Raw genomic sequence first — 26,222 nt, forward strand, 5'->3', positions numbered from 1 at the left:
GGCGGATGCGGGAATGCGGCACGTGTCCGAACGCGTCCAGGAGGCGATCATGACAACGTCCACGCTGCCGATGCTGGAGACCTACCCGCAGGCGATCAGCCTGGATCGGATTCAGTTGGCGGCCACCATCGACATCCTCGACGACTGCGCGGAGGCGTGCACCGCGTGCGCGGACGCCTGCCTGAGCGAGCCCGACGTGGCCGAGCTGGTCAGGTGCATCCGCACGAACCTCGACTGCGCGGACGTCTGCGCGACGACTGCACGCGTGCTGTCGCGGCACACCGGCTACGACGCGACGATCGGCCGCGCGATGCTGCAGGCCTGCGTCATCGCCTGCTCCGCCTGCGCCCAGGAGTGCGGCTTGCACGCCGAGATGCACGAACACTGCGGCATCTGCGCGGACGCCTGCCGCGCCTGCGAGCAGGCCTGCCGAGACCTGCTCGCCGCGATGGACGCGGTTTAGGCCGCCGTTGCCCAGTCGACGTGGTAGTCGAAGACCTTGCGTTGGGCCGCGCTGTTGGCGGCCAGGCGCAGGATCGTGGGTAGCACCGCGTCGCGGATCACCCGGCCGACCGGGCCCGCCGCCTTCGAGCTGTTGCTGCGGGCGGCCGCCTTGATGATGGCTTCGACGCGCGGGCGGCGGGCCGCCTCGTAGCGGGCGAACGCGTCCGCCGGCGACGCGTGGTCGCGCAGGCACTTGGCCAGCACCAGACCATCCTCGATGGACAGTGAGGCGCCCTGGCCCGAGGTCGGCGTCGGAGCGTGTGCGGCGTCGCCGACCAGCACGACCCGGTTGGAGTGCCAGGAGCGCAGGCCACGGACCGACGAGATGGGGTCCATCGGCACGAACTCCGGCGTGGCGTCGATGATCGGGAGTGCGGGCCCTTCGTCGTCGGCGAACAGCTCGCGCAGCCGGGACCGCCAGTCGACCGCGGCCAGTTCGGCGCGGGTCGGTTCGGGGCGGTGCGGCACGTTGGCGAACCACCAGATCTCGTCGCCCGGTGCGACCAGGTAGCCGAAGAACGCCCGCCGGCCGAAGATCATCTCGTAGTGGCCCGGGGCAGCGGTGACCGCCGAGACCGGTGGGGCGAAGCCGCCGTTGCCGACCAGCCCGGCGTAGGCCGGCGGCGGGGCGGTCGGCTCGATGGCCCGGCGGACCGCGGAGTGGATGCCGTCGGCGCCGATCAGCACGTCAGCCGTCGCGGTGGTGCCGTCGGCGAACGAGGCCTCCACGCCGGTCGCGGTCTCGGAGAGGCCCACGAACCGCTTGCCCGTCAACGCCGGGATGTCGCGCTCAGCGGCCGAGGCAGACAGGCCACGGTAGAGATCGCTGCGCCGGAGGGTGAAGCTGCGCGACCCGCCCGTGCTGGACGAGCCGAGCACCTTGCCCGTGGTGCTGCGCAGCGTGATGCCCGGGGTCGGGAAGGCGTTGGCGAGGGCGGACTCCTCGGCGTCGAGCACCCGGAGCGCGTCGACCCCGTTGGGCGCCAGCGTGAGGAACGCGCCGCCGCGCGGTGTAGTAGCAGCCTCGTAGACGGTGGCGTCGATGCCGGCCTTGCGCAGCGCCATGGCGGTGGCCGGCCCGGCGATGCCACCACCGATGACCAGTGCGGTGCGAATCATGACTCGTACCCCTTCTGTCCTGTGTGGAACGCGGCCCATTGCGGACCCCAGCCCGTCTCCGGATCGGTGATCTGGCCGATGAACCGCTCGACGAACGCGATTTCGGCGTCGAGCAGCGCGGCGCGGTAGTCCTCCTCGACGAGGAACAGCGGATGCAGCCCCGATGCGAGGGCGCCGTCGACCAGCGTTCGGGTCGACGACCGCAGCGAACCCAGGCGCACCAGGCGCTGCCGGAGCAGGGCGACCGCCTCGTCGGGTGGCAGCGCCGCGATCAGCGAGAGCGCGGCGACGAAGTGCGGGTATTCGTGGTCGGGCTCGCCGACGAGCTCGCGCAGCCAGTCGTGCAGCTCCGCACGGCCGGCGTCGGTGATCGCGTAGACCGTGCGCTCGGGACGCTGGCCCGCACGGGTGGTCTCCTGCTCGGCGACGAAGCCGGCCTTGGCCAGCTGCGCGATCACCATGTAGAGCGAGCCGTGGTTGAACCGGATGCTCCGGTCGTCGCCGTTGTCGCGCAGCGTCCGCGACAGCTCGTAGGGGTGCTTCGGCCCCATCGTCAGGTAGGACAGCACCGCCAGCGCCAGCAGGTTGCCGACCTTCCGCTTCGCAGCCACCAAAGCACCTCCATTAGTTAGCTTCAACTATCCATCACCAAATAGTTAGAGTCAACTAATGAAATCGCGACAGGTTGCGTACGCGGCGGGATGGCGGTTGGGTCGTTACTCATGGGGCAGGTGAGGCGGCGACCGTTGGTGGCGTTCCTGGTCGCCGAGGGCGCGTCGCTGGCCGGCAACAAGATGACCATGCTGGCGCTGCCCTGGCTCGTCCTCGACTCCAGCGGCTCGCTGACCCGGGTCGGCCTGGTCGCGTTCGCGCAGACCGGCTGCTACGTGCTGGTGAAGATCGCGGGTGCGCCGTGGATCGACCGGCTCGGCCGCAAGCGCTGCGCCGTGGCCGGTGGGTTGGCCAGTGCCGCCGTCCTCGCCGCCGCGCCGGCGCTCAGCCATAGCGCCGGGCTGCCGTTCGCCGCCCTGCTGGTGATCGTCGCCGTGCTCGGCGCCGTCCAGAGCATCACGGACGCGGCCAAGCGGCTGATGGTGCCCGACCTGGTCGCCGCGAGCGGCGCGCCGCTGGAGCGGGTGACCTCGCTGTACGCCGGCGTCGAGCGGCTCTCGTTCCTGCTCGGCACGCCGGCCGCCGGGTTGCTGATCACGTTGCTGGGCGCGGTGAACGTGCTGCTGCTGGACGCCGCCTCCGCGCTGCTGGCGGCGGCGCTCATCGCGGTCGCGGTGCCGTCCGCGCCGCGGCAGGAGACCACCGACGGCTACCTGGAGTCGTTGCGGGTCGGGCTGCGCTACGTCCGCACCGATCGCCTGCTGCTGGCCATCTCCGCGCTGCTGCTGTTCGCCAACCTGATCGACCAGGCGACGATGGCGGTGTACGTGCCGGCCTGGATCAAGCAGGTCTTCGACGACCCGTCGCTGCTGGGCACGATCGCCGGCGCGTACGGCCTGGGCGCGGTGCTGGGTTCGATGGCGTTCGCCTGGCTGGGGCCGCGCCTGCCGCGCTACGCCACCTTCGCGCTCTCGCTGCTGCTGGCCGGGTCGCCGCTGCTGTTCGGCATGGCGCTGACCACCAGCCTGCCCCTGTTGCTCGGCATCTGCGTCTGGGCCGGCGCGATGTCGGCGTCGATCAACCCCATCATCAGCAGCGCGATGTTCGAGCGGGTGCCGCCTGACCTGCACGCCCGGGTGTTCGGCTTCACCGGGTCGCTCGCCTGGGCCGGGATACCGCTGGGTGGGCTGCTCGGCGGCCTGGTGCTGGACACGCTGGGGCGTACGCCGGGACTGTTGCTCTCGGCGTTTCTCTATCTGGGGGTCACCCTGCTCCCGCTGGTCTTCCGGCGGACCTGGCGCGAGCTCGACCGCGACGAGACTCCTGCCCCGCTGGCGGCCGCGGTCAGCGGCTGATCAGCTCTTCTGGTGCTCCACATGGGCCTCCGTGCCCGGGAACACCAGCCCTTCGGTGCCGTCCGGCCAGCGGACCAGGTACGGCGGGCTCCCGTCGGAATGCCGCACCTCGACGATCTCACCGAGTCGCCGCGGATCACCCACGTGGATGCCCTCGACGACGAGTCGGTCACCTACCTCGGCTTGCATGGCGTGCCTCCTCCCGCGCGCTAGACCTGCTCTTTCCCCCGCATTCCCGGTGCACACCTTGACGGGCATCCCAACTAGAGTGCAACACTAGAGTCCGACTCTAGGGATAGGGAGACGACCATGCACGCTGTCGAGGCGTCGGGGCTGGTCAAGGCCTTCGGCGCGACCCGGGCGGTCGACGGCATCGACCTGACCGTTCCGACCGGCTCCGTCTACGGGTTTCTCGGCCCGAACGGGGCGGGCAAGACCACCACGATCCGGATGCTGGCCACGTTGCTGCGCCCGGACGCCGGCCAGGCGCGGGTGTTCGGCCACGACGTGGTCGCGGAGCCGGCCGCGGTCCGCGGCCGGATCAGCCTGACCGGCCAGTACGCCTCGGTCGACGAGACGCTGACCGGCCGCGAGAACCTGACCCTGCTCGGCCGGCTGCACAAGCTGACCCGGGCCGCCACCGCGACCCGTGCCGACGAGCTGTTGGCCGCCTTCGACCTGGCGGACGACGGCGACCGGCTGGTCCGGACCTACTCCGGCGGCATGCGCCGGCGGCTCGACCTGGCCGCCGGCCTGGTCGTGCGGCCGGACCTGCTCTTCCTCGACGAGCCCACGACCGGCTTGGACCCGCGCAGCCGGAGCGAGGTGTGGCGGGTGGTGCGCGGGCTCGTCGCCGACGGCGCCACCGTGCTGCTCACCACGCAGTATCTGGACGAGGCGGACCAGCTCGCCGACCGGATCGCCGTCATCGACCACGGGCGGCTGGTCGCCGCGGGCACCAACAGCGAGCTGAAGTCCTCCATCGGCGGCGGCACGCTGCACGTGCGGTTGCGCGACCCGGGGGATCGGGAGGCCGGGCTGGCCCTGCTGGCCCGGGCATTGGGCGCGGCGGTGCCGGTCGACGGCGATCCGGCCGGGCTCACCGCGCGGGCCGAGGCGGCCGGCGGTGCGGCGGCGGCGCTGGCCGAGCTGTCCTGGGCCGGCATCGAGGTCGCCGAGTTCGCCCTCGGCCAGCCCACCCTCGACGAGGTCTTCCTCGCCCTGACCACGAAGGAGAAGGTCGCATGACCGCCACGCTCGCGTTCGGTGGCCGCGCGCTCAAGAAGTTCCGCCGGACGCCCATCCAGCTCCTCGACGTCGCTGTGCACCCGGTCGTGTTCACGCTGATCTTCAGCTTCCTGTTCGGCGGGGCGGTCGGCGGCTCGATCGACGCGTACATCGGCTATCTGGTGCCCGGCATCCTGGTGATGACCCTGCTCGTCACCACCGGCACCACCGGCGCCGCGCTCAGCGTCGACATCGCCACCGGCGTGTACGACCGGTTCCGCACGCTGTCGATCCGCCCCGGTGCCGTGCTGACGGGCGCCCTGATCGGCGACCTGGTCCGCTATGCGCTGGCCTCGGTCGTGGTGATCGTGCTGGGGCTCGCGCTCGGCTTCCGGCCGGCCGGCGGTGTCGCCGGGGTGCTGGGCGCGGTGCTGCTCGTGCTGCTGTTCGCGGTCAGCCTCTCCTGGCTCTGGACGCTGCTGGCCCTCACCATCAAGACCCCCGGGGCGGTGCTCGCCCTGACCCAGGCGGTGCTCTACCCACTGTCGTTCTTCAGCAACATCTTCACCACGCCCGCGACGTTGCCCGGTTGGCTCCAGGCGTTCGTCGACGTCAACCCGGTCAGCCACCTGGTCAGCGCGGTCCGGGCGCTGATGGCCGGCACGGCGCCCGGAGCGTCCCTGGGCTGGCTGCTGCTCGGCTGCGCGTTGCTGACGGCGGTCTTCGCGCCGTTGGCGGTGCGTCGGTTCAACGCGGCCGGCTGAGGCATGATGCGGAGATGGATCAACGGCTGCTCTGGGAGCAACACTGCTGCCTCCCGCTGGTGCCCGAGGCCGACCTCGACGAGCTGACCCGCTACGAGCGGCCCGGCGGCGCGTACGTGTCGGTGAACGTCGGTTTCTCGCCGCACTCCACGGAGCTCGTCTTCGAGCTCCTGCACACCTGGCGGCGCGGGGTGACCGAGCACGACCAGCTCACGCTCGTCCACGGAGTGGCCGACATCGACGACGCGACCCGCGCCGGGCAGATCGGCGTGGCCTTCGACCTGGAGGACTCGGGGCCGCTCGGTGGGCGGCTGGAGCGGGTGAAGGAGTTCTACGACCTCGGCGTACGCACGCTGTTGCCGACCTACAACCTGCGTAACGCGGCCGGCTCGGGCTGCATGGACGAGGTCGACGAGGGGCTCACCGCGTACGGGCGGGACCTGGTCCGGGAGATGAACGCGGTCGGGATGGTGGTCGACGGCTCGCACTGCAGCACCCGCACGGGGCTCGACCTGGCGTCGGTGACCCAGGCCCCGATGGTCTACAGCCACTCGTGCATGCGGGCGCTGTGGGAGCACGAGCGCAACATCACCGACGACCAGGCCCGGGCGTGCGCGGAGACCGGCGGGGTGGTCGGCATCGCCGGCGTCGGCGTCTTCCTGGGTCCGAACGACGCCAGCGTGGAGGCGATGGTGCGGCACATCGACTACGCGGTGGACCTGATCGGCCCCGACCACGTCGGCGTCGCCTCGGACTACTCCTTCGACCTCGAGGACCTCAACCGGGAGATGGCCCTGAACCCGGAGCTGTTCCCGGAGCCGTACCGGCGCTACGGCCCGATCAAGATCATGCCGCCGGAGGACCTGCTCCGGGTGGAACAGGCCCTGCTGGACCGCGGCTACCCGGCGGACGCCGTCACGGGCATCCTGGGCGGCAACTTCCGCCGGGTGGCGGAGCAGGTCTGGCGTTAGGGTTTGTCGCCTAGCCGGTTGAGCGCGGCTTCGACTTCGCCGATGCGGTCGGCGACCAGGCCGACGGCGCCGACCGCGCGCGACATCGGGTCGTCGTCGGCGCCCCCGAGGGCGCGCTGCCGCAGGTACGCCGCCTTGACCTCCGACCACCGGGTCGCCTGGTCGGAGGTCAGCCGTCCGCGCAGCGAGGCCAGCTTGAGCAGGTTGGCCTCGGCCGCGGCGGCCAGGGTCTGCGCCTCGCCGACGTAGTGGTCGTCGAGGACCGCCTCCAGCTCGTCGTCGTTCATCACCGGCAGGATGCGCTCGGCGAGCTTGTTCATGTTGCGGTACGAGCCCTGGAGCAGGAACGGCGGCTCGGTGCGCGCCGCGTCGTCCTGGCCGGCCGAGGCGATGTACGCCCGGTTGACCGACAGCACCACGTCGCGCACGCGGAGCAGCTTGGCCAGCACCGAGCGGATCTGGGTGAGCTCGACCGCCGGGTACGGATGTGCGAGCTGGTCGGGCAGCACGGAGGTGTCGCCCCGGGCCATCCGCACCAGCAGCTCGACGTCGCCTCTGTCCCTCGTGGACAGCGGGGCCAGCACCGGGTTCGCGGTCAGCGCGTTCTCGACGTAGCTGAGCGCGAACAGCTCGTCCCGGCCCGACAGCACGTCGCCCAGGTTCCAGACGTCGGCGCGGTTGGCCAGCATGTCGGGCACCCGGAAGCGCCGGCCGGACTCGGTGTACGGGTTGCCGGCCATGCACACCGCGAACCGCTTGCCGCGCAGGTCGTAGGTGCGGGTGCGGCCGTCCCAAACGCCTTCCATCCGGCGCTGCCCGTCGCACAGCGAGATGAACTTCTGGAGCAGCTCCGGGGAGGTGTGCTGGATGTCGTCGAGGTAGAGCAGCACGTTGCTGCCCATCTCCAGCGCGAACGAGATCTTCTCGACCTCCTGCCGCGCGGTCGCGTCCGGTGCCGACGCCGGGTCGACCGACGTCACCGCCGTGCCCAGGGCCGGGCCGTTGACCTTGACGAACACCAGGCCGAGCCGGCTCGCCACATATTCCATGAGCGTGGTCTTGCCGTAGCCGGGCGGGGAGATCAGCAGCAGCAGGCCCGACTGGTCGACGCGCTTGGCGTCGCCGGCCGCGCCCACCTGGCGGGCCAGGTTGTCGGCGATCAGCGGCAGGTAGACCTCGTCGAGCAGGCGGTTGCGCACGAAGCCGGACATCACCCGCGGCTTGTGCTCGTCGAGCCGCAGCCGGCGGCCGGCGTCCTCGGCGACCTGGGCCCGGAGCCGCTGGTACGCCCGGTAGGCCGGAACCCGGTTGGTCCGGAACTCCTCGGTGCGGGCCAGCGCCTCGTCCAGCCGCAACGTCAGCCGCCGCTCGGTGATCCGGGGGTGGGTGCCGAGCAGGCCCTCGACGGTCGCCGTCAGCTCGGCCGACGAGTCGTAGCGCGGGAGGTCGCACAGCTCGACCGCCACCGCCTCGGCCAGAAAGTCGGTCTGTCCGGCGTATGCGGCCAACCACGCCTCGACGAGCTGGTGCCGGGCGGCCAGGTCCGGGCCGAGCGCGCGCAGGTCTTCGTCGAGCTCGCGGGCGCGCGGGCGACCCAGCGCCTTGCGGAAGCCGGCCAGCAGGGACCGGGCAGCCGCGCTGGTGCCGAAGCCGTTGCCCGCCGCCAGCTCCTCGAACAGATACTCACCGGCCAGCGGGTGGTCCGGCAGCCCGGGCGCGGCGGTGAAGGCGGTGATCGCGGCCGTCAGCTCGGCCTGGAGGTCGTCAATCGCCGGCGAGCCGCCGAAGACCGCGCGGGCGCGGGCGAGCGAGGCGGCGCGGCGGGTCCACAGTGGCCTATTTGCCTCGGAAGCGCCGTAGGCCCAGAAGAGCTGGGCCGCCGCCCGGGCCGCCGGCGGATAGCGCAGCAGGCCCGCGCCGGTGTGCAGGCGCAGCAGCGCGTCCAGGATCGCGGTCGCGTCGGCGTCGTGGATCCCGCGCTCGTAGCCCTCGTCGATGCGCTCCTCGGCCGCCCGCCGCACCAGGTCGGCCAGCGTGCCACCGGCGGCGGCCGCGTGCAGCGCGTCGAGGTCGGCGGTGGCCAGGATCGACGTGGCGAGAAACTCGGCGCGGCTGACCTCCGGGGATTCCGAGACCAGAGGCTGGTCCCAGAACTCCTTGGTGGTGAGGAATCGCGGGTCGTCGACGGGCGCGCGGAAGTCGGTGCCGGTGACCGCCACCGCCATGGCGCCGTCGTGCGGCACTAGGGCCAGCTCGATCGCCTGGGTGTTGACGGCGAACCGGTGCCGGCCGAGCTGGATCGTCTCGCCGCCGTCGCGGAACAGGTCGATGCGGTCGCGCAGGGCCCGGCCGGCCTCCTGTCGCGTGGCCTTGACCCGGCCGTCCAGCTCTTCACCGCGTACGGCGTCGCCCAGCGCGCGCAGCTCGTCGGCGACCGACCGGAGCTTGGCCACCATCGGGTCGCCGGCGAAGTACGTGTTGACGTCGTCGAGCGTGTCCATCGTGGACGCCCGGCGGCGGACGCTGGTGAGGATCCGGTCCGCCGACTCGACCAGCCGGTCGGCCCGCCGCGAGCGGTCGTCGACCAGCGCCTGCTTGCGGGCCGAGAACGCCTCGTAGACGTCGGTGCGCTTGGTCGACAGCTCGGTGAGGAAGTCGTCGAACTCGCCGTAACGCGACTCCAGGACCTCCACCTGGAGCAACAGGCGACCGAGCTGGTCGTCGCACGCCTCGGGGGTGTCGCTGGCGGCCAGCGCGCCGGTCACCGCCTGGTTGAGCAGGGCGAACTCGGCCGCGAAGCCGGCCCGGCCCTCGACGGCGGCCAGCTCGCGGCGGCGCGCGTCGAGGGTGGCCCGGGCCCGGTTGACCGCGCCGAGCACCTCGCCGATCCGTTCCAGGATCGCGGTGCGCACGGTCGCGTCGGCGATGTCGAGCGTGCCGACCACGTCGGTCACCAGGCGCAGCGCGTCGGCTTGCTCGGTGAGCCGCTCGCCGACGGGCCCGGCGGCGGCGACGGTGGGCACCTGCGCGCCCTCGGTGGTGAGCCCCTCGACCTCGGCCTGGTAGTTGGCGAAGGCGTCGGGGCGTTCCAGGAACCCGACCGCGCGCCGGGCCGTGGCGTCGAGCTGGTCGGACAGCTCCGCGCCCAGCGCGTCGATCCGGGCCAGGTCGACGTAGCGGAGCTCGCGCAGCGTCTCCAGGTGTCCCTGGGCGCGGCGCAGGTCGGCGAGCTGGGTGATCCAGCCGTCGGTGCTGGCCGGCGTCTCGCCGTTGACCCGGCGCAGCAGGGAGGCCAGGTCGGCGGCGGCGCCCTCCAGCGCTTTGCCGGCGGCGGCGGTGAGGGCCTGGACCCGCTCGTACTCGTCGAGCACCTGCTCGGCGGTCGCGCGTACCTCGGCGAGCGGGGTGCGCAGGTCGCACAGCTCCGCCTCGCCCAGCCAGTGGTAGTGGTCGAAGACCCGGACGCACGCGGCGATCAGCGCCTCGAACACCGGCACCGACGGCTGCATCTCGCCGACCATCGTGGCCACCGAGAGTGCGTCGGAGATGCCGCGGACGAGATCGGCGTTGCCGACCCGGGCCAGCGGGCCGGTGCCGGCCGGCTGGCGGGCGGCGTACGCGTCGGACCGGAACGGGGTTTGCCACACCTGCATCGGATGTACGCGGGTCGGCTCGTCGGAGGTGGCCCGGAAGACCACCAGCGTGCCGTCGTCGAACAGCGAGTAGCCGTGGCAGGCGAGCGGGGTGGCGACCTCTTTGCGGATCACGTTGTACGGCAGGAGAAGGCTGCGTCCCTCGACGACGGCGTGGAAGACGAACAGCACGTCCTCGCCGTTGGGCGACCGGATCAGGCGCTCGAAGACCAGGTCGGAGGTGTCGGTCTCGAACGTCTTCACCACACCGGTGGTCAGGTAGTAGCCGCCCGGGAAGATGATGCCGTGGTCCTCCGGCAGCCGCTGGCAGGACTGCCCGATGCCGTCGAGCCGGACCACGCCCTTGGTCCGGGTGTTGAAGACCAGATGGCGCCAGGCGCTTTCCTTGTACGGGCGGACGCGCAGCAGGATCAGCGGGCCGACCCGGGCCCAGTGCACGTCGGCGTCGGCCAGGCTCTGCAGCGGCTGCTCGACGGGCTCCGCGTAGATGCCCTCGCCGGACTCGGTGTTGTCCTCGACCTTGAGGGTGAGGTCGCCTCCGACCGTCTCCACGAACAGCTCGCCCGCGATCGAGATGTGCGGGTGCCGGCCCAGCACGTGGTCGTCGCGGGTGGTCTCCACCCACTCCAGGTCGTGGCTGGGCGGGAAGACGTGGTCCCGCTCGCCGCGGTTGTCGACGTATTCGACGGACCCGTCGGCGGCCAGCGCCCAGCGCAGCACGCGGATGTCCTCGGGCCGCGGGCCGGTCTGGAACACGGCGAGCAGTTTCCCGTCGACCTCGCGCAGCGTGGCCAGCCGGGTCTCTTTGTAGTAGCGGTACAGCTCGGCGAAGTCGCGTTGGAACGTCTCGTCGTCGAGCAGCCCGGGCACCTCGGCGGAGGGCACGTCGTCGAACCGGAACGCGTCGCCGTCGCGCAGGAACCGGTGCAGCGAGAACACGTCGCCGACCGCGGTCTCGGGTTTGAGGCCGAGGAACACGTTGTAGCCGAACAGCATCACGCCGGCGGCCGGGACGATGTCGCGCGGCACGCAGTTGTGCTCGGTGCGGACCCGGTCGGTGCCGACCAGGCGGAGCTCGGTGCTGCCGAACTCGGCCAGCCGCCGGGCGTTGAGCTCCTCCGCGCGGCTGGCCAGCTCGGCGGACCTAGCCGCGAGCCGGGCGCTCAGCACCTCGTAGGTGCCGGCGTCCAGACTCGTGGTGGTTGCCTCAGCCACGGGCGGCCGACGAGTTGAGCGCGGCCAGCGGCGCGTCGGCGACACCGAGCTTCTCCGCGGTCGTCAGCAGCTCGCGCAGTTTGCCGGCGTCGTTGCCACCCGCCTTGATCTGCTGGAGCAGGAAGGCCGACAGCGACAGGTTGGTGATGTCGGCGGTGTTCACCTTGCCGAGTAGCTTGCCCAGGTCGTCGGCGAAGCTGGACGAGCCGTCCAGCCACGGGCCGGCCAGCGAGGTGGCGACCGTCGAGTTGCTGACGAAGCCGTCGACGCTCTTGCCCGTCGAGATCGCGCCGATGAGCCGGTCGAAGAAGATGCTGTCGCCACCGACGATGTCGATGTCGGCCTTCTCCAGCCCCTTGCCGATGAGCTCGGCCTGCGCCTCGGCCACCTGCCGCTGCACGTCGATGCCGGCCAGCCGGATCTCCTTCTCGGCCTCCAGCCGCAGGCGGAACTCCTCGTGCTCGCGGGTCGCGTCGTCGAGCGCGGCCATCGCGGCCGCCTTCTCGGTCAGGCCCTCGGCCTCACCCTTGAGCTTCTCGCGCATGCCCTCGGCCGCCGCGATCGCCTTCTCGCGCTCGACCACCGCTTCGGCCCGGCCGACCTTCTCGATCGCCTCGGCGTCGCGCTCGCGCACCTGGACGTCGGCCAGCCCGGTCGCGGCCGCCTCGGCCTGGGCGCCCTCGGCGAGCCGGATCTTCGCGCGGGTGTCCAGCTCGGCGGCCTGCTGCCGGGCCTCGGCCAGGACGAGCTGCTCGCGCGCCTTGTGCTTGGCCGCGGTTTCCGCCGCCTCGGCCGCCTTGATGTCCTTGACCAGGTTCTCCTGGGCCATCGCCTCGGCCTGGATGATGGTCGACTGGCGCAGCCGCTCGGCCTCTTCGACCACGCGGAGCCGCTTGATGTGCTCCTCCTGCTCGGCGACGGTCTTCTCGACGGCGATGCGCTCGCGGATGACCTCGGCGATCGCCCGCTTCTCGGCCTCGACCTCTTTGTTCTTGGCGATCGTCGAGAGCTCGGTCTCGCGTTCGCGGCCGATCACCTCGAGCATGCGGTCCTTCTCGATCCGCTCGGTCTCGATCGCGATGACCCGCTCCCGGTTCTTCTCCGCGACCGCGATCTCGCGCGCCTGGTTCTCCCGCTGGACGCCGAGCTGCTCGTCGGTGCGCAGGTTCGCGGCGTTGTAGCGCAGCCGTTGCTCGGCCCGGACCAGCTCGGTCTCGGCCTCCTCGCGGGCGCGGATGGTGTCGATCTCGCGCTTCTGCTTGATCTCCGCGTCGGCCTGGCGCCGCTGCAGTTCGAGGATGGCTTCCTTCGCGTCGACGTTCTGCCGCGTGATCTCCTTCTCCTCGTTGCGCCGGAACTCGTTGGTGCGTACGTTCTCGGCGGCGGTCAGCTCGGTGATCTTCCGGATGCCCTGCGCGTCGAGGATGTTGCGGGGGTCGAGCTGGTCGAGCGGGGTCTGCTCCAGCACGTCGATCGCGGCGTCCTCGAGCGAGTATCCATTGAGGTCGGTGCCGATGACGGCGATGATGCGGTCGCGGAACTCGTTGCGCTTGGTGTAGAGGTCGACGAAGTCGAGCTGCTTGCCGACCGTCTTGAGCGCCTCGGAGAACTTGGCGCTGAACAGCTCCTGGAGCGTCTCCTGGTCGCTGGCGCGCGCGGTGCCGATCGCCTGGGCCACCTTCACCACGTCTTCGGCGGTCTTGTTGACGCGCACGAAGAAGGTGATTTTGATGTCGGCCCGGATGTTGTCCTGACAGATGAGGCCGTCGTTGCCGAACCGCTCGATGTCGATGGTCTTCACCGAGATGTCCATGATCTCGGACTTGTGGAACACCGGCAGCACCACGGCGCCGGTGAAGGTGACGTCGACCTTGCGGGTCTTCGAGATGATCAGCGCCTTGCCCTGCTCGACCTTCCGGAACAGCCGGCTGACCAACAGCAGCAGGCCCAGGAGGACGATTATGAGCACCACGACGAGGACGAGGAACCCGAGCGAGATGACGTCCATCAACGGTCCTTCGATCGATTCGAGAGGTCGGCCGGCACGACCCAGAAGAACTCGCCGGCGGAGTCGTAGTCGTAGATGACCGCCCGCGTGCCGAGGGCGAAGGTGTCGGCGCCCGTCTGGCGCACCTGCACGATGGCCGACGATCCGTCGGCGGCATGCACCTCGGCCTGACCGAAGTCGACGCCGACCCGGCCGGTGCGGATCACGCATTCCCGACCGACGAAGTCGTGCCGGGACGCCTCGGGCGCGGTCGGGAAGAACCGGCGCAGCGGGCGGCGGAGCTGGTTCGCGGCCGCCCAGGCGACGGCCAGGCTGGCGATCAGCACCAGGATGTCGAGGAAGGCGTTGTCGGGCAACAGAACCGTGCCAACCAGGCTCGCGAACCAGGCAACAGCCACCACAATGGACAACACGACGGTGGCCGGTGTGCCACCGAGCCCGAGCCGGTCGAGAATGCCGTCGAGCCCACCGTCGGTCTCGGTGTCGAGACCGCCCGCCAGCACGACGATCCAGTAGCAGACGACGACCGCGAGCAGGACGGTGAACACCACGGATGGAAAGCCCAGCGCCGTGTCGATGAAGTCGCCCACCTGTCGAAACCACCCCCATGAATGTTCCTCAGGATGATGGCACGGGCACACAAGCGAGGGGTCATCCGAATGGACGGATGACCCCAGGCAGGGAAGCTGTCAGGCGGACGGGCGCGGCGCCGGCTGCCGGACGACGGCGGCGACCGGGTCGACCTCGGGCGGCGGGCGGTCGGGTCGCGGGACGGGGTCGTTGGCGATGATCGGCCCCAGGCCGTCGATCGCCTGGACGAACAGATGGACGCCGGTCACCCGCATCACCGCGACACCGAGCAGCATGGCCTTCGCGGCGTCGTCCAGCGTCTTGTCGTCGACCAGCGCGACGACGTCCGCGGACAGGCGCTGCTGCTCTTCCTTCGAGGCGCCTTCCAGGAGGTTGAGCGCGAAGGCGGGCAGGACGCCGTAAGCCTTGTCGAACGAGACCTTCGGCATCATCCGCTTCGCGATCATGCTGCGGCGTTTGGCCTGGGCCCGGTCGACCTGGCGGTCGCTGATCGCGAGCAGCCGGTCGAGCAGGCCGCTCGGGCTCCAGTTGACGGTCGACCCGCGCTCGGAGCCGGCGAACAGCTTGGTGCGGAACAGTGCCACGGCGCCGAGCCCGCCGACGAGCACGCGCACCAGATCCTGCGCCTGGCCCGTCTGCCCGAAGGTCCAGCCGAAGATGCGGATGATCGCGAGGGCGGAGGCGCTGGCCGCGCAGTTGATGAGGACGTAGAGCAGGGCGGCCGGGCGGATCAGCGAACGACCGGGGTCGTCGCGGTATCGGCTGGCCAGTTCGGCCGCACCGACCGCTCCGCCGATCGCGGACGCGAGCGCGTAACAGGTGAGGGCGTCCATGCGGTCAGCCGTCGCGGTTGATGCCGCGGATGAACTGGCTGAACGAGCCGGTCACGGCAACGGTGGATTCGGCGTCCAGGTGCTGGCCGTAGGTCGCGCGGTGCAGCAGCGCGTAGGGGGCGTCCGGGCTTTCGCCGCTGATGTCGTCCAGGATCTGCCGCAACCCGTCGGCGGCGGCGTCGTCGGCCTCCAACAGTTGGCCGAACCTCCTTGTGCATTCGAAAAGCAGTCCCGATTTCAGGCCGATGGAGTTGCCCGAGCGGAGAAGCTGTTCGCGCATCTCGTCCAGCTCCTCGGTTATCGCGGCCCGCTCGCCGGCAGACGTGCGATCGAACAGATGGACAACCGCCGTTTTCGTCTTTCGCCAATTGTGCGTGGGCATCTGGGAAATGACCGCTGCCGCGGCCTGAGTCGCCAACATGACGGCATAAGCGTCCATTTGCGCTTGCCTCTCCCGATCGGGCCGGCGGCTCTCTCGAATCTAAGCGCACGGTCACGCAAAATCCAGAACCCGCGAAGGTGGCGTTCTCCCCCGAACGGCGTAGCCCGTTCGTGCTCGGATGATTCTCGCGCATCGCGATGGGGATGTCGCACAAATCGCGCGCAACACGGCATCGGCCGACTCGTTGTCCGAGGTGCCTGGTCCCCGTACGGGGGACATGGCACGGATCGTCGGCAACGAAGGTGATGGGGGAGGAAGATGACTGACACTTGGCAAAGACCTCAGCTTGCGGCAAGCCTCAAGCCGTCCCGTTCGCCGCTCTTTGTCGCGCAACATTCGGAACGCTATGCCCGCCAGGCGCTGATCGGCGAATACGAGGACCGGTACGGCGTAACGCTGATCGTTATGATCGACGCCATTTTCGCGGCGAACGTCACCTATCTCGAAGAGTTGTTGTTCGACGCGGAGGTCGGTCGGCCGCTGCACCTGATGATCGCCTCGCCCGGCGGCGACGGCGAGGCGGCGGTGCGGATGGTGCGGTCCATCAGGACCCGGTGCAGCCAGCTCACGGTGATCGTGCCCGACCTGGCGAAATCCGCCGCGACCCTGATCTGTCTCGGTGCGGATCGCATCCTGATGGGGCCCGCCGGCGACCTGGGTCCCGTCGACCCGCAGTTCCAGATCAGGCGGAGCCTCGTCAGCGCCCGCGAGATCGTCGCGGCCGTGGCGGAGGCCGAGGCGCGGATCAAGGCGGCCCCCGACACCTATCCGCTGTTCGCCGCGCTGCTGAGCGACGTCAACCTGTTGATGGTCGAGCAGGCCCGCAGCGCGATCCAACGGTCGGAGGGCCTCGTCCGCGAAGCCCTCAGCTGCTGCACCGGCCGCGGTGAGGACCTGATCGACCAGCTGACCGCCGCGCTCAAGCGGCCGCTGATCGACGAGGTGTCCACGCACAACACCGTCGTCCCCGCCGACGCGGCCGCGAAGCTGGGCCTGCCGGCGGAAGCGGCGGACGTCACCGGGGACCAGTGGCATCTCCTCTGGAGCCTATGGACCCGGTATTTCCTCCTGGGTTGCTTCCCCGCCGGCCAGAATGCCGTGTACGAAGGCCGGCGGGTCTCGCACGTCGAGGAGCCGGCATAGGTCAGCAGGCGCACCGGGCGGCGGTCACCGCGGAACCGGGCACCGCTGCCGCGGCCGCCTTCCGGACCTTGTCGAGCATCGCTTGGCGGGCCGCGGGGTCGATCACCCGGCCACCGACGACGACCGAGTTGATCCGGGTCGTGTTGCGGATGTCGCGCAACGGGTCCGCGTCCAGCAGCACCAGGTCGGCGACGTTGCCGCGTTCGATCGTGCCGCGGTCGCGGGCGCCGAGGTAGCGGGCCGGCTCCAGCGTGGCGGTCTGCAGCACCCGCATGTTCGAGAGGCCGGCCTGGGACAGCCGGGCCAGCTCGTCGTGCAGGCTGAAGCCGGGCACCAGGTAGGCGGTGCCGTTGTCGGTGCCCGCCATCAGCGGCACGCCGGCGCGGTCGAGGTCGTGCACGAGGCGCAGCCGGCGCTCGAAGATCTCCCGGCCACGGGCGTCCTGTTCCGGCGTACGGCCGTCCAGGTAGATCATGTCCAGGGCGTACTGCCAGAACTCCTGCGTGGTGGCCGGGACGTAGGCATAGCGCGGATCGTTCATGGGTGTGTCGCCGGGCAGGTCGGTGAACGTGTGCAGCACCAGCGTCGGGGTGACCCGGGTGCCGTTGCGGGCCAGCCGCGCGAAGACGCCGGCCGCCTTGTGCCGGTCGAAACTGCGGGCGGCGGCGTACTCGTACGGGTGCATCTTGTTGAGCCAGCCGTTGTATTCGCCGCCGGCGATCGGCACCGACGTGATGGCGCGGCGCAGCTCGTCCTCGCGGCTGGACGTGTCGTACCAGACCTGGAAGAGGTGTTCGACGCTGGCCAGCCCGGCGTCGCTGGCCTCGGTCAGCTGCACGAAGTCGGAGACGTGCCCGAGGAACGGAATCCGTTGCCGGCGCGCCTCGTCGGCGATCGCGTAGAACGACGCGCGCGACAGTCGAGTGTAGACCTTCACGAAGTCGGCGCCCGCGGCCTTCTGCGCGCGGACGGTGGCCCGCGCCTCCGCCGGCGTGGCGACCGCGATGTACGGCGCACCGAGCCCCTCCCACAGCGACGGCGATCCGTCGACGATCGGGCTGCCGATGGTCCACCGGGGTCCGAGCCGGGTGCCCGCCTCAACCTCGTGGTTCCACCGGGTGACGTCCGCGTTGGCGCTCATCTCGCGGACGGTGGTGATGCCGTTGGCGATGTTCAGCGGCGGCTCGATCGCCTCGCCGTCGAACGTGTGGTTGTGCATGTTGGCCAGGCCCGGAATGAGGAACTTGCCGCGCCCGTCGATGACGTCCGCGCCGGGTGGCACGCCCACGCGGCGGCTCGGCTCGACGGCCAGAATGCGCCCGTCGCGCAGCAGCACCGTCATGTCCCGCTGTGCGGGCGCACCGGTCGCGTCGATGACGGTCACGTGCGTGATGGCGGTCACCCGGTCGGCGGCGGACCGCTCCCGCGGCGTCGCGCTGGCCCGCCCGGTGCCGACCGCCGCCCCGGCGGCCAGCCCGACCGCACCGGCGAGCACCGAACGACGGGAGAAGTTGCTGCGCTGCATGGCTGGCACCCCTTCGCGTTTGGGTTGTGCCTCTTACGATCGCCCGCGCACCGGCCCGGGGTCATTGCCGTGAGCGGGCGTATCGACGGTAGGGAAAGCCCCACTAATCCGGTTGTGCCCTCGCTGGGTGTGGCCGTTGAGCTGTCCCTCGCCGTACCCGATGCCGATCTGGACCGGTTGGCCACGCTCGAGGACGGCAACCTGTCGGCGGCGATGGAGTCCGCCAGCCAGTTCCTGGTCAACTTCGACCGGATCGCCCCGCCCGGCGTGCGACCCGGCGTCGAGCTCGGCAACGACCCGGCGGTGCTCCGGGCCGAGATCCCCCGCGGGCAAGGACGACCCGATGGAAGACCTGCGGCGACTCATCCGCCAGACATTCCCGTAAGTTCATCTCTTGCACGCTCGCGGGCCGTGACCGGCCTCCAGGATCGGCGGACCACCGATCTCAGGAGGAATACGCCATGTCCCGATGGCAACGACGTGCCGTGACGGCACTCGCCGCCACCGTGGCCCTCAGCGGGGTGGCCGGTCTGACCGCCGGCACCGCCCCCGCTTCGGCCAAGCCCACCAAGACCTTCGACCTGCAGGCGCACCGCGGCGGCATCGGCCTGCGGGTGGAGAACACCCTCGCATCGTTCGGCAACGCGCTCCAGCTCGGCGTCTCCACGCTGGAGCTCGATGTGCAGATCACCGAGGACGGGCAGGCGGTGGTCACCCACGACCGCAAGACCACTGGTGCGAAGTGCGCGGACACCGCGCCGGCGTTCCCCGGTGACCCGAAGTTCCCGTACATCGGGAAGTACATCAACACGCTGTCGCTGGCCCAGGTGCGCACGCTCGACTGCGGCAGCCTGGCCCAGCGCGACTTCCCTGGCCAGGTGGTGGTGCCGGGTGCGCGGATGCCGCTGCTCAGCGAGGTCTTCGCGCTGGTCAACCGCTACCAGGCGCGCGACGTCAAGCTCAACGTCGAGACCAAGGTCGAGGCGGGCGCGCCGTCCGAGACCGCGCCACGCGAACAGTTCGTGCAGGTGACCGCCCGCGAGGTGCGCGCCGCCGGCCTGCTCGGCCAGGTCACCATCCAGAGCTTCGACTGGGGCTCGCTGATGCGGATGCGCCAGGTCGAGCCGCGCTTGCCGCTGGTCGCCCTGGGCAACCCCGCGATGAACCAGACCGGGCAGCCCGGCAAGTCGCCGTGGCTGGGCGGGCTCGACATTGACGACTTCGGTGGCGACCCGATCAAGGCGATCAAGAGCTTCGGGGCCTCCGCGTTCTCGCCGGTGCACGGCGACCCGCAGAACGGCAAGGTGACCGACGCCAACTACAAGCCGTACGTCACCAAGGCAATGGTCGACCACGCGCACAGGAACGGCATCAAGGTCATCCCGTGGACCGTCGACGACGTGCCCACGATGACCAAGCTGATCGACGATGGCGTCGACGGCATCATCACCGACTACCCGGACCGGCTGCGCACCCTGCTCGGTCAACTGCGGTTCAAGCTGCCCAAGGCGTACGCGTCGCCGTTCGACGTGCAGGCGCACCGCGGCGGCCGGGCCGACCTGCCGGAGAACACCCTGCCGGCGTTCGCCCAGGCGCTGTCCAACAAGGCGATCTCCACGCTCGAGCTGGACACCGGCGTCACGAAGGACGGCAAGTTGGTCGTGCTGCACGACCGGACGATCAACGGCTCGCACTGCGTCGACACCGCACCGGTCAAGCCGCGCGACAAGATGTTCCCGTACGTCGGCAAGCTCGTGCACGACCTGACCCTGGCCCAGATCAAGACGATCGACTGCGGCACGAAGACGTTGCCCGAGCTGCCCGACCAGGTGGCCGTGCCCGGTGCCCGGATCCCGACGCTCGACGAGGTGTTCGCGCTCGTCAAGGGCAGCGATCGGCCCGACGTCCGGATGAACATCGAGACCAAGATCAGCCCCACCGCGAACGACACCGAGGCGTTCGGCCCGTTCACCGCCAAGTTGGTCAAGGCGATCCAGAAGGCCCGCTTCGAGGACCGGGTCACGATCCAGTCGTTCGACTGGCGCACGATCATCCGGGCGCGCGAGCTCGACCAGAAGATCGAGACGGTCGCCCTGGTCTGGCAGTACGGCTCGGCCGAGTGCGCCTCGCTCGCCGACGAGTGCTCGCTGCAGGCGGTCTACGGCGACAAGTCGGTCAAGAGCCCGTGGACCGGCGGCCTGGACTGGTGGAAGTACCGCGACCTCGGCAAGCTGGTCCGCGCCGCGGGCGCCGGCACGGTCTCCGCCAACTGGCAGGTGCACGACCCGACGCAGGGCACGGTCGTCAACTCCGACTGGTACCTGCGCCAGGACCCGAGCTACTACTTCGGCCCCGATGTCCCGGTGCTCCAGCGGCGCGACAAGCTCAAGGTCGTGCCGTACACCGTGGACGATCCGGCCGTCATGCAGCGGGTGATCGACCTGGGCGTCGACGGCATCGTCACCGACAACCCCCGGCTGCTGATCCACGTCGCGATCCGTAACGGCCTGCGCTAGCGCCGTTCCGCTGAGCGCCTCCTACCTGTTGGGGGGGGGCGCTCAGCGGCGGTGTAGGGCGACCACCGCGATGTCGTCGCCGACCGGGGGAGTGGCCAGGGCCAGCAGATGGTCGGCGTAGCGGTCCAGGTCCGGGTTCACCTCGATGGCGGCCGTCGCGAGCTCGGCCAGGCCGTGGTCGATGTCGTGGGTTCGGCGCTCGATCAGGCCGTCCGTGTAGAGGACGAGCGTGCCGCCCGGTGGGAGGACCAGGTCGAGGTCGCCGGGGCGGGGCGCGTCGATGCCGAGCAGCGGTGCCGGGTGCTCGACGAACGTCGCCGTGCCGTCAACGACCAGCACCGGTGGCGGGTGGCCGGCGTTGGCCAGGCGGATCCGGCCGGTCACCGGGTCGAGCATCAGCACGCAGATGGTGGCCAGCTCGCCCGGCAGCAGCTTGCGGAGCAACCGGTCGGTCAGCGCCAGCAGGGCCGCCGGTTGATGGCCCTCGACCGCGTACGCCCGGACCGCGTGCCGCAGCTCGGCCATGACCGTGGCGGCGTAGAGGGAGTGGCCGGTGACGTCGCCGATCGCGGCCAGCAACTGCCCACCGATCATCGTCAGCTCGTAGAAGTCGCCGCCGACCTCGGTCTGGGCGCTGGCGGGCACGTAGCGGACCGCGAGATCGTAGCCCGGCACCGCGGGAATCCGTTGCGGCAACAGGCTGCGCTGGAGGGTGAGCGCGATCCGGTGCTCCTCGTCGTACGTCCGCTGTGCCTCGACCGCGGCGGCCACCGCCTGCACCAGCAGCCGCAGCACGTCGGCCTGGTCGCGCAGGGCCGCGGCGGGGACGGCGACGTGCAGCGGCGGGCGGTCGGCGCGGATCCGGGCGGTGCCGACCGCGACCTCGTCGCCCGGCCAGTCGAGTTGCGGCCACTGGTCCCGCGGGTCGCTGCGGACCAGGGCACCGACCGGCACCAGGACGGCCGCGGCGGGCCATTCCTGGATGACCGGGGTGCCCGCCGGGCCGGGGACGGCGGCCACCAGGCGGTCGCCGGCGGAGCTGCCCGCGGTGACCGTGTCCGCGGCCACCACCGCGCCGCTGGCGAAGATCTCGGCCGCCCCGAGCGCGGCCGCGGTCAACAGCTCCGTGAGGGTGCGGGCCGAGTTCACCGCGACCGTCGTCTCGGCCAGCCGGGTCAGTCCCGCGGCCAGCGTCTCCGCCTGTCGCCGGGCCCGGTAGTAGCGGAGCACCGCGTGCGCGGTCGCGATCAGCTCGTCGGGCTCGATCGGCTCGGCCAGGTACGCGTCGGCGCCGCGGGTCAGCCCCTGGGCCCGGTCGGCGACGTCGACGGCGTGCGCCGACACGTGGATGACCGGGGTCGCCGCCAGCGCCGGATGCGACTTGATCCGCTCGGCCACCTCGAAGCCGCTCATGTCGCCGAGCCGCACGTCGAGCACGACCAGGTCGATGTCGCCGTGCTCGATCCGCTCCAGCGCGGCCGCGCCGCTGTCGGCCTCGACCACGGTGAGCCCGGCCCGGGTCAGCCAGCGGACCAGCAGATAGCGCTTGGCGTCGCTGTCGTCGACGACCAGCGCGGTGGCGGACTCAGGATGTTCCATCGGGTCTCGCAGCCGGCAGCTGGATGGTGAACGTGCTGCCCGCCCCGGGCTCGCTGATCACGCTCATGGCGCCGCCGAGCAGGGTGACCAGGCGGCGGGCGTACGGCAGCCCGAGGCCGGTGCCCTTGGCCCCGGTCGGCGATCGGCCGGGCACCTGGTAGAACTCCTCGAAGATCCGGTCCTGCAGCTCGGAAGGGATGCCGACGCCGGTGTCGACGACCCGGATCAGCCAGTCGTCGCCGTGCTGCTCGGCGGACATCCGCACCTCGCCGGCGGCGGTGAACTTGAGCCCGTTGTGCAGCAGGTTGCGCAGCACCTGGGCGAGCAGCACCTCGTCGGAGCGGATCGTCGCGGGCGGCTCGGGGTCGCTCACGACCAGCTCGACGGCGCCGGTGGCCATCGCCCGCACGGTGCCGCGCAGTTGGCTGAACAGCAGGCGCAGGTCCACATCGGACCAGTCCGGCTCGATCGTGCCCGACTCGGCCTTGGCCAGGTCGAGCAGGTCGTTGACCAGGCGCAGCAGGTCGTCGGAAGAGCTGCGGATCAGGGCCACCTGGCGGGCCTGGTCGTCGGTCAGCGGGTCCGACTCCGGGTCGTCCAGCAGCCGGGCCAGCCCGATCACGGCAGTGACCGGTGCGCGCAGCTCGTGGCTGACGTTGGCCAGGAACCGGGTCTTCGCCTCGCTGGCCGCCCGGAGCTGCGCGGACCGCTCGTCCAGCTCGGCGTAGAGCGCGACCACGCCGCGGTTGGTCTCCTCCAGCTCGTCGGAGAGCTGGGTGTAGAGCGCCAGTACGCCGCGGTTGGTCTCTTCCAGCTCGGCGTTGAGCCGGGCCAGGTCGTCGCGGTGGGCGCGGGTCTCCTCGAGTGCGGTGAGCAGTTGCTCGTTCTGCTCCGCCATCTCGTCGAGCGGCGTACGCGGGGCGGACGCGGCCAGATCGGCCCGGATGCGGTCGAGGCGGTCGGGCGTCAGCTCCACCCCGCCCGGGATCCGCCGGCTCATCCGCACCACCGTCGTCGTCGGTCCGTCGTCGATCGTCAGGCTGTCGACCAGCCGGCCGAGACTGGGCAGCTGCGCCGCCTGGCCCGGGCCGATCGCGACGACCTCCACCTGAAGTTTCCCATCGTCGACCGCAAACCACACTTCGGCGGCGGTCGCCGCTGGTCCGCCGTGGTCGGTGAACAGGGTGCGGCCGACCTCGCTGAGCGCGGTCGCGAGCCGCACCTGGTCCTGATGCTCCAGGCCGACCGCCGCCGCCACCTCGCGGGCTCGCTGGCGGGCCACGAACACATCGGATTCGGAACGCAGCGCGAGGTGCTGCAGGCGGGTTGTCATCGGCCGGCCCTCGCCACCAGCACGCACGCGTCGTCGCGGCGCACGCCGGCATCGCGTACGAGGGTGGCGGCGATCACCTGCGGCGAACGTCCGCGCAGGCCGGGGTAGTCGTCGAGGCTCCACCGGTCGACCACGCCGTCGGAGTGCATGACCAGCAGGGCACCCGGGGACGCGGGATAGCTGAACTCGCGGACCGCGCGCCGCTGGTGTCCGGCGATGCCGGGCAGCGAGACCAGGCCGCGCCGGGTGGTGTCGTCGACGAGGAAGCCGGAGACGTTGCCGAGACCGGCGTACCGGACCTGTTCGTCGTCGAGTTGGGCGACCGCGACGGCGGCGCCCCTCGTGTGCCGCACGGAGCGGTGCAGATGCTCGACCACCGCTGCCGGTGGCCCGGCCGGCGCGGTGTGGAACGCCTGCACCACGGCAGCGGTCGCGGCTGCCGCCAACGGCCCGTGCCCGAGTCCGTCGCAGACCAGCACCTGGGTGTGGCCGTCGGCGGCGCGCGTGGCGTAACCGTCGCCGCAGACCTCTTCGCCGCTCATCGCCCGGCTGACGGCGGCCGCCCGGGCGGGGGCCGGGGCGGGACCGGGCCAGACCTGGGCGACGGAGACGGTGCCGCGGCCCGCGAACGAGCTCATGTCGAGCCAGCCGGCCTGGCGGGCGATCGCGCCGAGACCGATGCCCAGCGTGCCGGCGGTGGAGTGGCCGTCCCGGGCCGACCGCGTGACGTCGCCCATCCCGGGCCCGGCGTCGACCGCGACCAGCTCGACGCCCGCGAGGTCGCCGGAGCGCACCGGCCGCACCAGCAACCGACCGTCGTCGGCGTGCTTCACGAGGTTGCTCGCCAGTTCCGTGGCGAGGATGCCGAGCCCGCCGACCTGGTTGGCGTCGAGCCCGACCTCGGCGCCGAGATCCTGTGCCGCGTGGCGGACCGCGCTGACCGCGCTGGGCTCCTCGAGCCGGAACCAGAGTCCGCCGTCGACGAGCCCGCTGTCGCGGGTCACCGTTACCGCGCCCATTTCGTGACGGTGATCCGGGTGCCCTGGCCGGCCGCCGTGTCGATGTCGAACTCGTCGACGAGCCGGCGTGCTCCGCTGAGCCCGAGGCCGAGCCCGCCGCCGGTGGTGTAGCCGTCGGTCAGGGCCAGGTCGAGGTCCGCGATGCCGGGTCCGTCGTCGCTGAACACGATCCGGATGCCCCTGCGCCGGCCGCCGTCGACCACGGTCACCTCGGCCCCGCCGCCCCCGCCGTACACCAAAGTGTTGCGGGCCAGCTCGCTCGCGGCGGTGACCAGCTTGGTCTGGTCGACCAGCGACAGCTTCGCCGCGACCGCGACGGTGCGCACCAGCTGGCGCACGCGGACCACGTCCTCGTCGGCGGCGATGGTGACGACCTGCGGCTCGCCGAGCCCGACGTCCGTCGTCACGGCGTCGCCGTCGGGCCGAAGCTGTCGAGGTCGGCCAGGTCGAGACCCAGGTCGAGACCCAGGTCGGGTTCGTCCGCCCTGGACTGGGCCAGCAGCTCCATGCCCCGCTCGACGTTCAGCGCGGTGCGGATGCCGTCCAGCGAGAGGCCGAGCTCGACCAGCGTGATCGCCACGGCGGGCCGCATCCCGACCACCACCGTCTCCGCGTCGAGCACCCGGGAGATCGCGGCGATCGAGGAGAGCATCCGGCCGACGAACGAGTCGACGATGTCGAGCGCGGTGATGTCGATGATCACGCCGTGGCAACCGGTCGCGACGATCCGGTCGGCGAGGTCCTCCTGGAGCGCCAGCGCGGTCTGGTCCTGCATGTCGACCTGGATCGAGACGAGCAGGATGTCACCGATCTTGAGGACCGGGACGCGTTCCATCAGTTGCTCCTGCCCTTGCGGCTCGCCTCGATCATGCGCAGGGCGTGGCGCAGCGCGTCGGCCAGTGTCGCCTTCGTGGCGATGTCGCCGAACTCGATGCCGAGGGCGACGATCGTCTGCGCGATCTGCGGGCGGATGCCGGAGATGATGCACTCGGCGCCCATCAGCCGGGCCGCCACCACGGTCTTCAGGATGTGCTGCGCGACCTGGGTGTCGACGGCGGGCACACCGGTGATGTCGATGATGGCGTACGGCGAGCTGGTCTCGACCAGGGTTTCCAGCAGCCGTTCCATGACGACCTGGGCGCGCGCCGAGTCGAGCGTGCCGACCAGCGGGATCGCGACGACGCCCTCCCACAGCTTGACCACCGGGGTGGCCAGCTCCAGAAGCTGCTCGGCCTGGTCGGCGATCAGCTCCTCGCGGGTCTTGGCGTAGGTCTCGAAGGTGAACAGGCCCAGGTCGTCGATCATCAGCCCGGCCGCGATCAGGTCCGCGAGCACCTGCGGGTCGGCTCCGCGCGTGTCGACCACGTCGAAGAGCGCCTTCTTCAGGCCGAACACGGTGATCGCCGTCTCGGAGGCGCTGAAGCCTTGACGGGCGCGGCTGCGCGACAGGTCGACGAGCGCGGCGCGCAGGGCGCCCGAGCCGGCGGCGGCCAGGTCGAAGTCGCCGGAGCGCAGTGCGTCGAGGGTCGCCCGGTGCAGATCCTGCACCTGCTTGAGCAGCTCGGCCCTGGTCAGCCGGCCGCGCAGGGAGACCGCGATCGTGTCGGTCCAGCTCGCCGTCAACTTGTCGGCATGGGTGTCGAGCAGCGCCGCGATCCGGCCGCTCTCCTCCGCGGTGAGTCCCATCCATACCCTCCCCGGTAACGGTCCGGTCGCTCTGGGGGCGGCCAGCCGGGCAGACGCTACCACCGCCGCGTCAATTCCGTGCCTGGCAGCAACTACCTCGATATCTA

The 26,222-nt window shown here is 71.1% G+C and carries 23 protein-coding genes; 8 read left to right on the forward strand and 15 right to left on the reverse strand.

Features of this window, described 5'->3' with window-relative positions; all coding sequences use genetic code 11:
* Positions 1–49: 49 nt before the first annotated feature.
* Positions 50–463 carry a four-helix bundle copper-binding protein gene (locus CHC05_RS06105; RefSeq protein WP_089246148.1) on the forward strand — a complete coding sequence of 138 codons (414 nt, stop codon included), beginning with the start codon at positions 50–52 and terminating at the stop codon, positions 461–463.
* Here CHC05_RS06105 and CHC05_RS06110 read toward each other — a convergent pair.
* Positions 460–1,623 (reverse strand): FAD-dependent monooxygenase, encoded by a 1,164-nt coding sequence (locus tag CHC05_RS06110; RefSeq protein WP_089245548.1) that lies wholly within the window; start codon positions 1,621–1,623, stop codon positions 460–462. The two genes, CHC05_RS06105 and CHC05_RS06110, sit on opposite strands and share 4 nt — an antisense overlap.
* Complete coding sequence (locus tag CHC05_RS06115; protein WP_089245550.1) at positions 1,620–2,234, reverse strand: PadR family transcriptional regulator; 615 nt, start codon at positions 2,232–2,234, stop codon at positions 1,620–1,622. Before CHC05_RS06115 ends, CHC05_RS06110 begins: the two co-directional genes overlap by 4 nt.
* Positions 2,235–2,354: 120 nt before the next feature.
* Here CHC05_RS06115 and CHC05_RS06120 point away from each other — a divergent pair, with 120 nt between their 5' ends.
* Complete coding sequence (locus tag CHC05_RS06120; protein ID WP_179266068.1) at positions 2,355–3,590, forward strand: MFS transporter; 1,236 nt, start codon at positions 2,355–2,357, stop codon at positions 3,588–3,590.
* Here the strand turns inward: CHC05_RS06120 and CHC05_RS06125 are convergent, their stop codons facing one another.
* Positions 3,591–3,779, reverse strand: a complete 189-nt coding sequence (locus CHC05_RS06125) for a DUF1918 domain-containing protein (protein ID WP_089245554.1) — start codon at positions 3,777–3,779, stop codon at positions 3,591–3,593.
* Positions 3,780–3,899: 120 nt separating this feature from the next.
* On the opposite strand from CHC05_RS06125, the gene CHC05_RS06130 reads away from it, so the two are divergent.
* Genes CHC05_RS06130 through CHC05_RS06140 form a run of 3 tightly spaced genes read left to right on the forward strand, consistent with a single transcriptional unit; the run spans position 3,900 to position 6,552 of the window.
* Entirely contained in the window at positions 3,900–4,838 is a 939-nt protein-coding gene (locus tag CHC05_RS06130) for an ATP-binding cassette domain-containing protein (protein WP_089245556.1), read from the forward strand.
* Positions 4,835–5,581 carry an ABC transporter permease gene (locus tag CHC05_RS06135; RefSeq protein ID WP_089245558.1) on the forward strand — a complete coding sequence of 249 codons (747 nt, stop codon included), beginning with the start codon at positions 4,835–4,837 and terminating at the stop codon, positions 5,579–5,581. Before CHC05_RS06130 ends, CHC05_RS06135 begins: the two co-directional genes overlap by 4 nt.
* Before the next feature lie 14 nt (positions 5,582–5,595).
* Positions 5,596–6,552 carry a dipeptidase gene (locus CHC05_RS06140; protein ID WP_089245560.1) on the forward strand — a complete coding sequence of 319 codons (957 nt, stop codon included), beginning with the start codon at positions 5,596–5,598 and terminating at the stop codon, positions 6,550–6,552.
* Here the strand turns inward: CHC05_RS06140 and CHC05_RS06145 are convergent.
* The 5 genes from CHC05_RS06145 to CHC05_RS06165 all read right to left on the reverse strand — a co-directional run bounded on the left by CHC05_RS06145 (position 6,549) and on the right by CHC05_RS06165 (position 15,291).
* Complete coding sequence (locus CHC05_RS06145; protein WP_089245562.1) at positions 6,549–11,420, reverse strand: DNA repair ATPase; 4,872 nt, start codon at positions 11,418–11,420, stop codon at positions 6,549–6,551. The two genes, CHC05_RS06140 and CHC05_RS06145, sit on opposite strands and share 4 nt — an antisense overlap.
* The gene (locus tag CHC05_RS06150) at positions 11,413–13,428 is read right to left on the reverse strand and encodes a flotillin family protein (protein ID WP_089245564.1); all 2,016 of its coding nucleotides are present in this window, start codon (positions 13,426–13,428) and stop codon (positions 11,413–11,415) included. The genes CHC05_RS06145 and CHC05_RS06150 overlap by 8 nt, the downstream gene beginning before the upstream one ends.
* Positions 13,428–14,018 (reverse strand): hypothetical protein, encoded by a 591-nt coding sequence (locus CHC05_RS06155; RefSeq protein WP_089245566.1) that lies wholly within the window; start codon positions 14,016–14,018, stop codon positions 13,428–13,430. Before CHC05_RS06155 ends, CHC05_RS06150 begins: the two co-directional genes overlap by 1 nt.
* A 99-nt stretch (positions 14,019–14,117) precedes the next feature.
* A complete protein-coding gene (locus CHC05_RS41305) occupies positions 14,118–14,852 on the reverse strand; it encodes a hypothetical protein (RefSeq protein WP_089245568.1) in 735 nt (244 codons plus the stop codon).
* 4 nt (positions 14,853–14,856) lie between these two features.
* Positions 14,857–15,291, reverse strand: coding sequence for a hypothetical protein (locus CHC05_RS06165; protein ID WP_089245570.1), 435 nt, complete (start codon positions 15,289–15,291; stop codon positions 14,857–14,859).
* A 408-nt stretch (positions 15,292–15,699) separates the two neighbouring features.
* Between CHC05_RS06165 and CHC05_RS06170 the strand changes: the two genes are divergently transcribed.
* Positions 15,700–16,437, forward strand: coding sequence for an SDH family Clp fold serine proteinase (locus tag CHC05_RS06170; protein WP_218824454.1), 738 nt, complete (start codon positions 15,700–15,702; stop codon positions 16,435–16,437).
* 1 nt (position 16,438) lies between these two features.
* Here the strand turns inward: CHC05_RS06170 and CHC05_RS06175 are convergent, their stop codons facing one another.
* Positions 16,439–17,962: an amidohydrolase family protein gene (locus CHC05_RS06175; RefSeq protein WP_144022493.1), complete on the reverse strand. Its 1,524-nt coding sequence runs from the start codon at positions 17,960–17,962 to the stop codon at positions 16,439–16,441.
* Positions 17,963–18,091: 129 nt separating this feature from the next.
* Between CHC05_RS06175 and CHC05_RS40550 the strand changes: the two genes are divergently transcribed.
* Entirely contained in the window at positions 18,092–18,451 is a 360-nt protein-coding gene (locus CHC05_RS40550) for a hypothetical protein (protein ID WP_218824455.1), read from the forward strand.
* A complete protein-coding gene (locus tag CHC05_RS41310; protein WP_245870672.1) occupies positions 18,448–20,478 on the forward strand; it encodes a glycerophosphodiester phosphodiesterase family protein in 2,031 nt (676 codons plus the stop codon). The genes CHC05_RS40550 and CHC05_RS41310 overlap by 4 nt, the downstream gene beginning before the upstream one ends.
* A gap of 42 nt (positions 20,479–20,520) precedes the next feature.
* Here CHC05_RS41310 and CHC05_RS06185 read toward each other — a convergent pair whose 3' ends face one another.
* Genes CHC05_RS06185 through CHC05_RS06210 form a run of 6 tightly spaced genes read right to left on the reverse strand, consistent with a single transcriptional unit; the run spans position 20,521 to position 26,115 of the window.
* Positions 20,521–22,077: a SpoIIE family protein phosphatase gene (locus CHC05_RS06185; protein ID WP_089245576.1), complete on the reverse strand. Its 1,557-nt coding sequence runs from the start codon at positions 22,075–22,077 to the stop codon at positions 20,521–20,523.
* Positions 22,064–23,410, reverse strand: a complete 1,347-nt coding sequence (locus CHC05_RS06190; RefSeq protein WP_089246150.1) for a sensor histidine kinase — start codon at positions 23,408–23,410, stop codon at positions 22,064–22,066. The genes CHC05_RS06185 and CHC05_RS06190 overlap by 14 nt, the downstream gene beginning before the upstream one ends.
* A complete protein-coding gene (locus CHC05_RS06195) occupies positions 23,407–24,429 on the reverse strand; it encodes a SpoIIE family protein phosphatase (protein WP_089245578.1) in 1,023 nt (340 codons plus the stop codon). Before CHC05_RS06195 ends, CHC05_RS06190 begins: the two co-directional genes overlap by 4 nt.
* Entirely contained in the window at positions 24,417–24,836 is a 420-nt protein-coding gene (locus tag CHC05_RS06200) for an ATP-binding protein (RefSeq protein ID WP_089245580.1), read from the reverse strand. The genes CHC05_RS06195 and CHC05_RS06200 overlap by 13 nt, the downstream gene beginning before the upstream one ends.
* Positions 24,833–25,264 (reverse strand): STAS domain-containing protein, encoded by a 432-nt coding sequence (locus CHC05_RS06205; RefSeq protein WP_245870673.1) that lies wholly within the window; start codon positions 25,262–25,264, stop codon positions 24,833–24,835. The genes CHC05_RS06200 and CHC05_RS06205 overlap by 4 nt, the downstream gene beginning before the upstream one ends.
* A complete protein-coding gene (locus CHC05_RS06210; RefSeq protein ID WP_089245582.1) occupies positions 25,264–26,115 on the reverse strand; it encodes an STAS domain-containing protein in 852 nt (283 codons plus the stop codon). Before CHC05_RS06210 ends, CHC05_RS06205 begins: the two co-directional genes overlap by 1 nt.
* Between the last annotated feature and the right edge of the window lie 107 nt (positions 26,116–26,222).

The organism is Asanoa hainanensis, from assembly GCF_900188485.1.
GTDB lineage: Bacteria > Actinomycetota > Actinomycetes > Mycobacteriales > Micromonosporaceae > Asanoa > Asanoa hainanensis.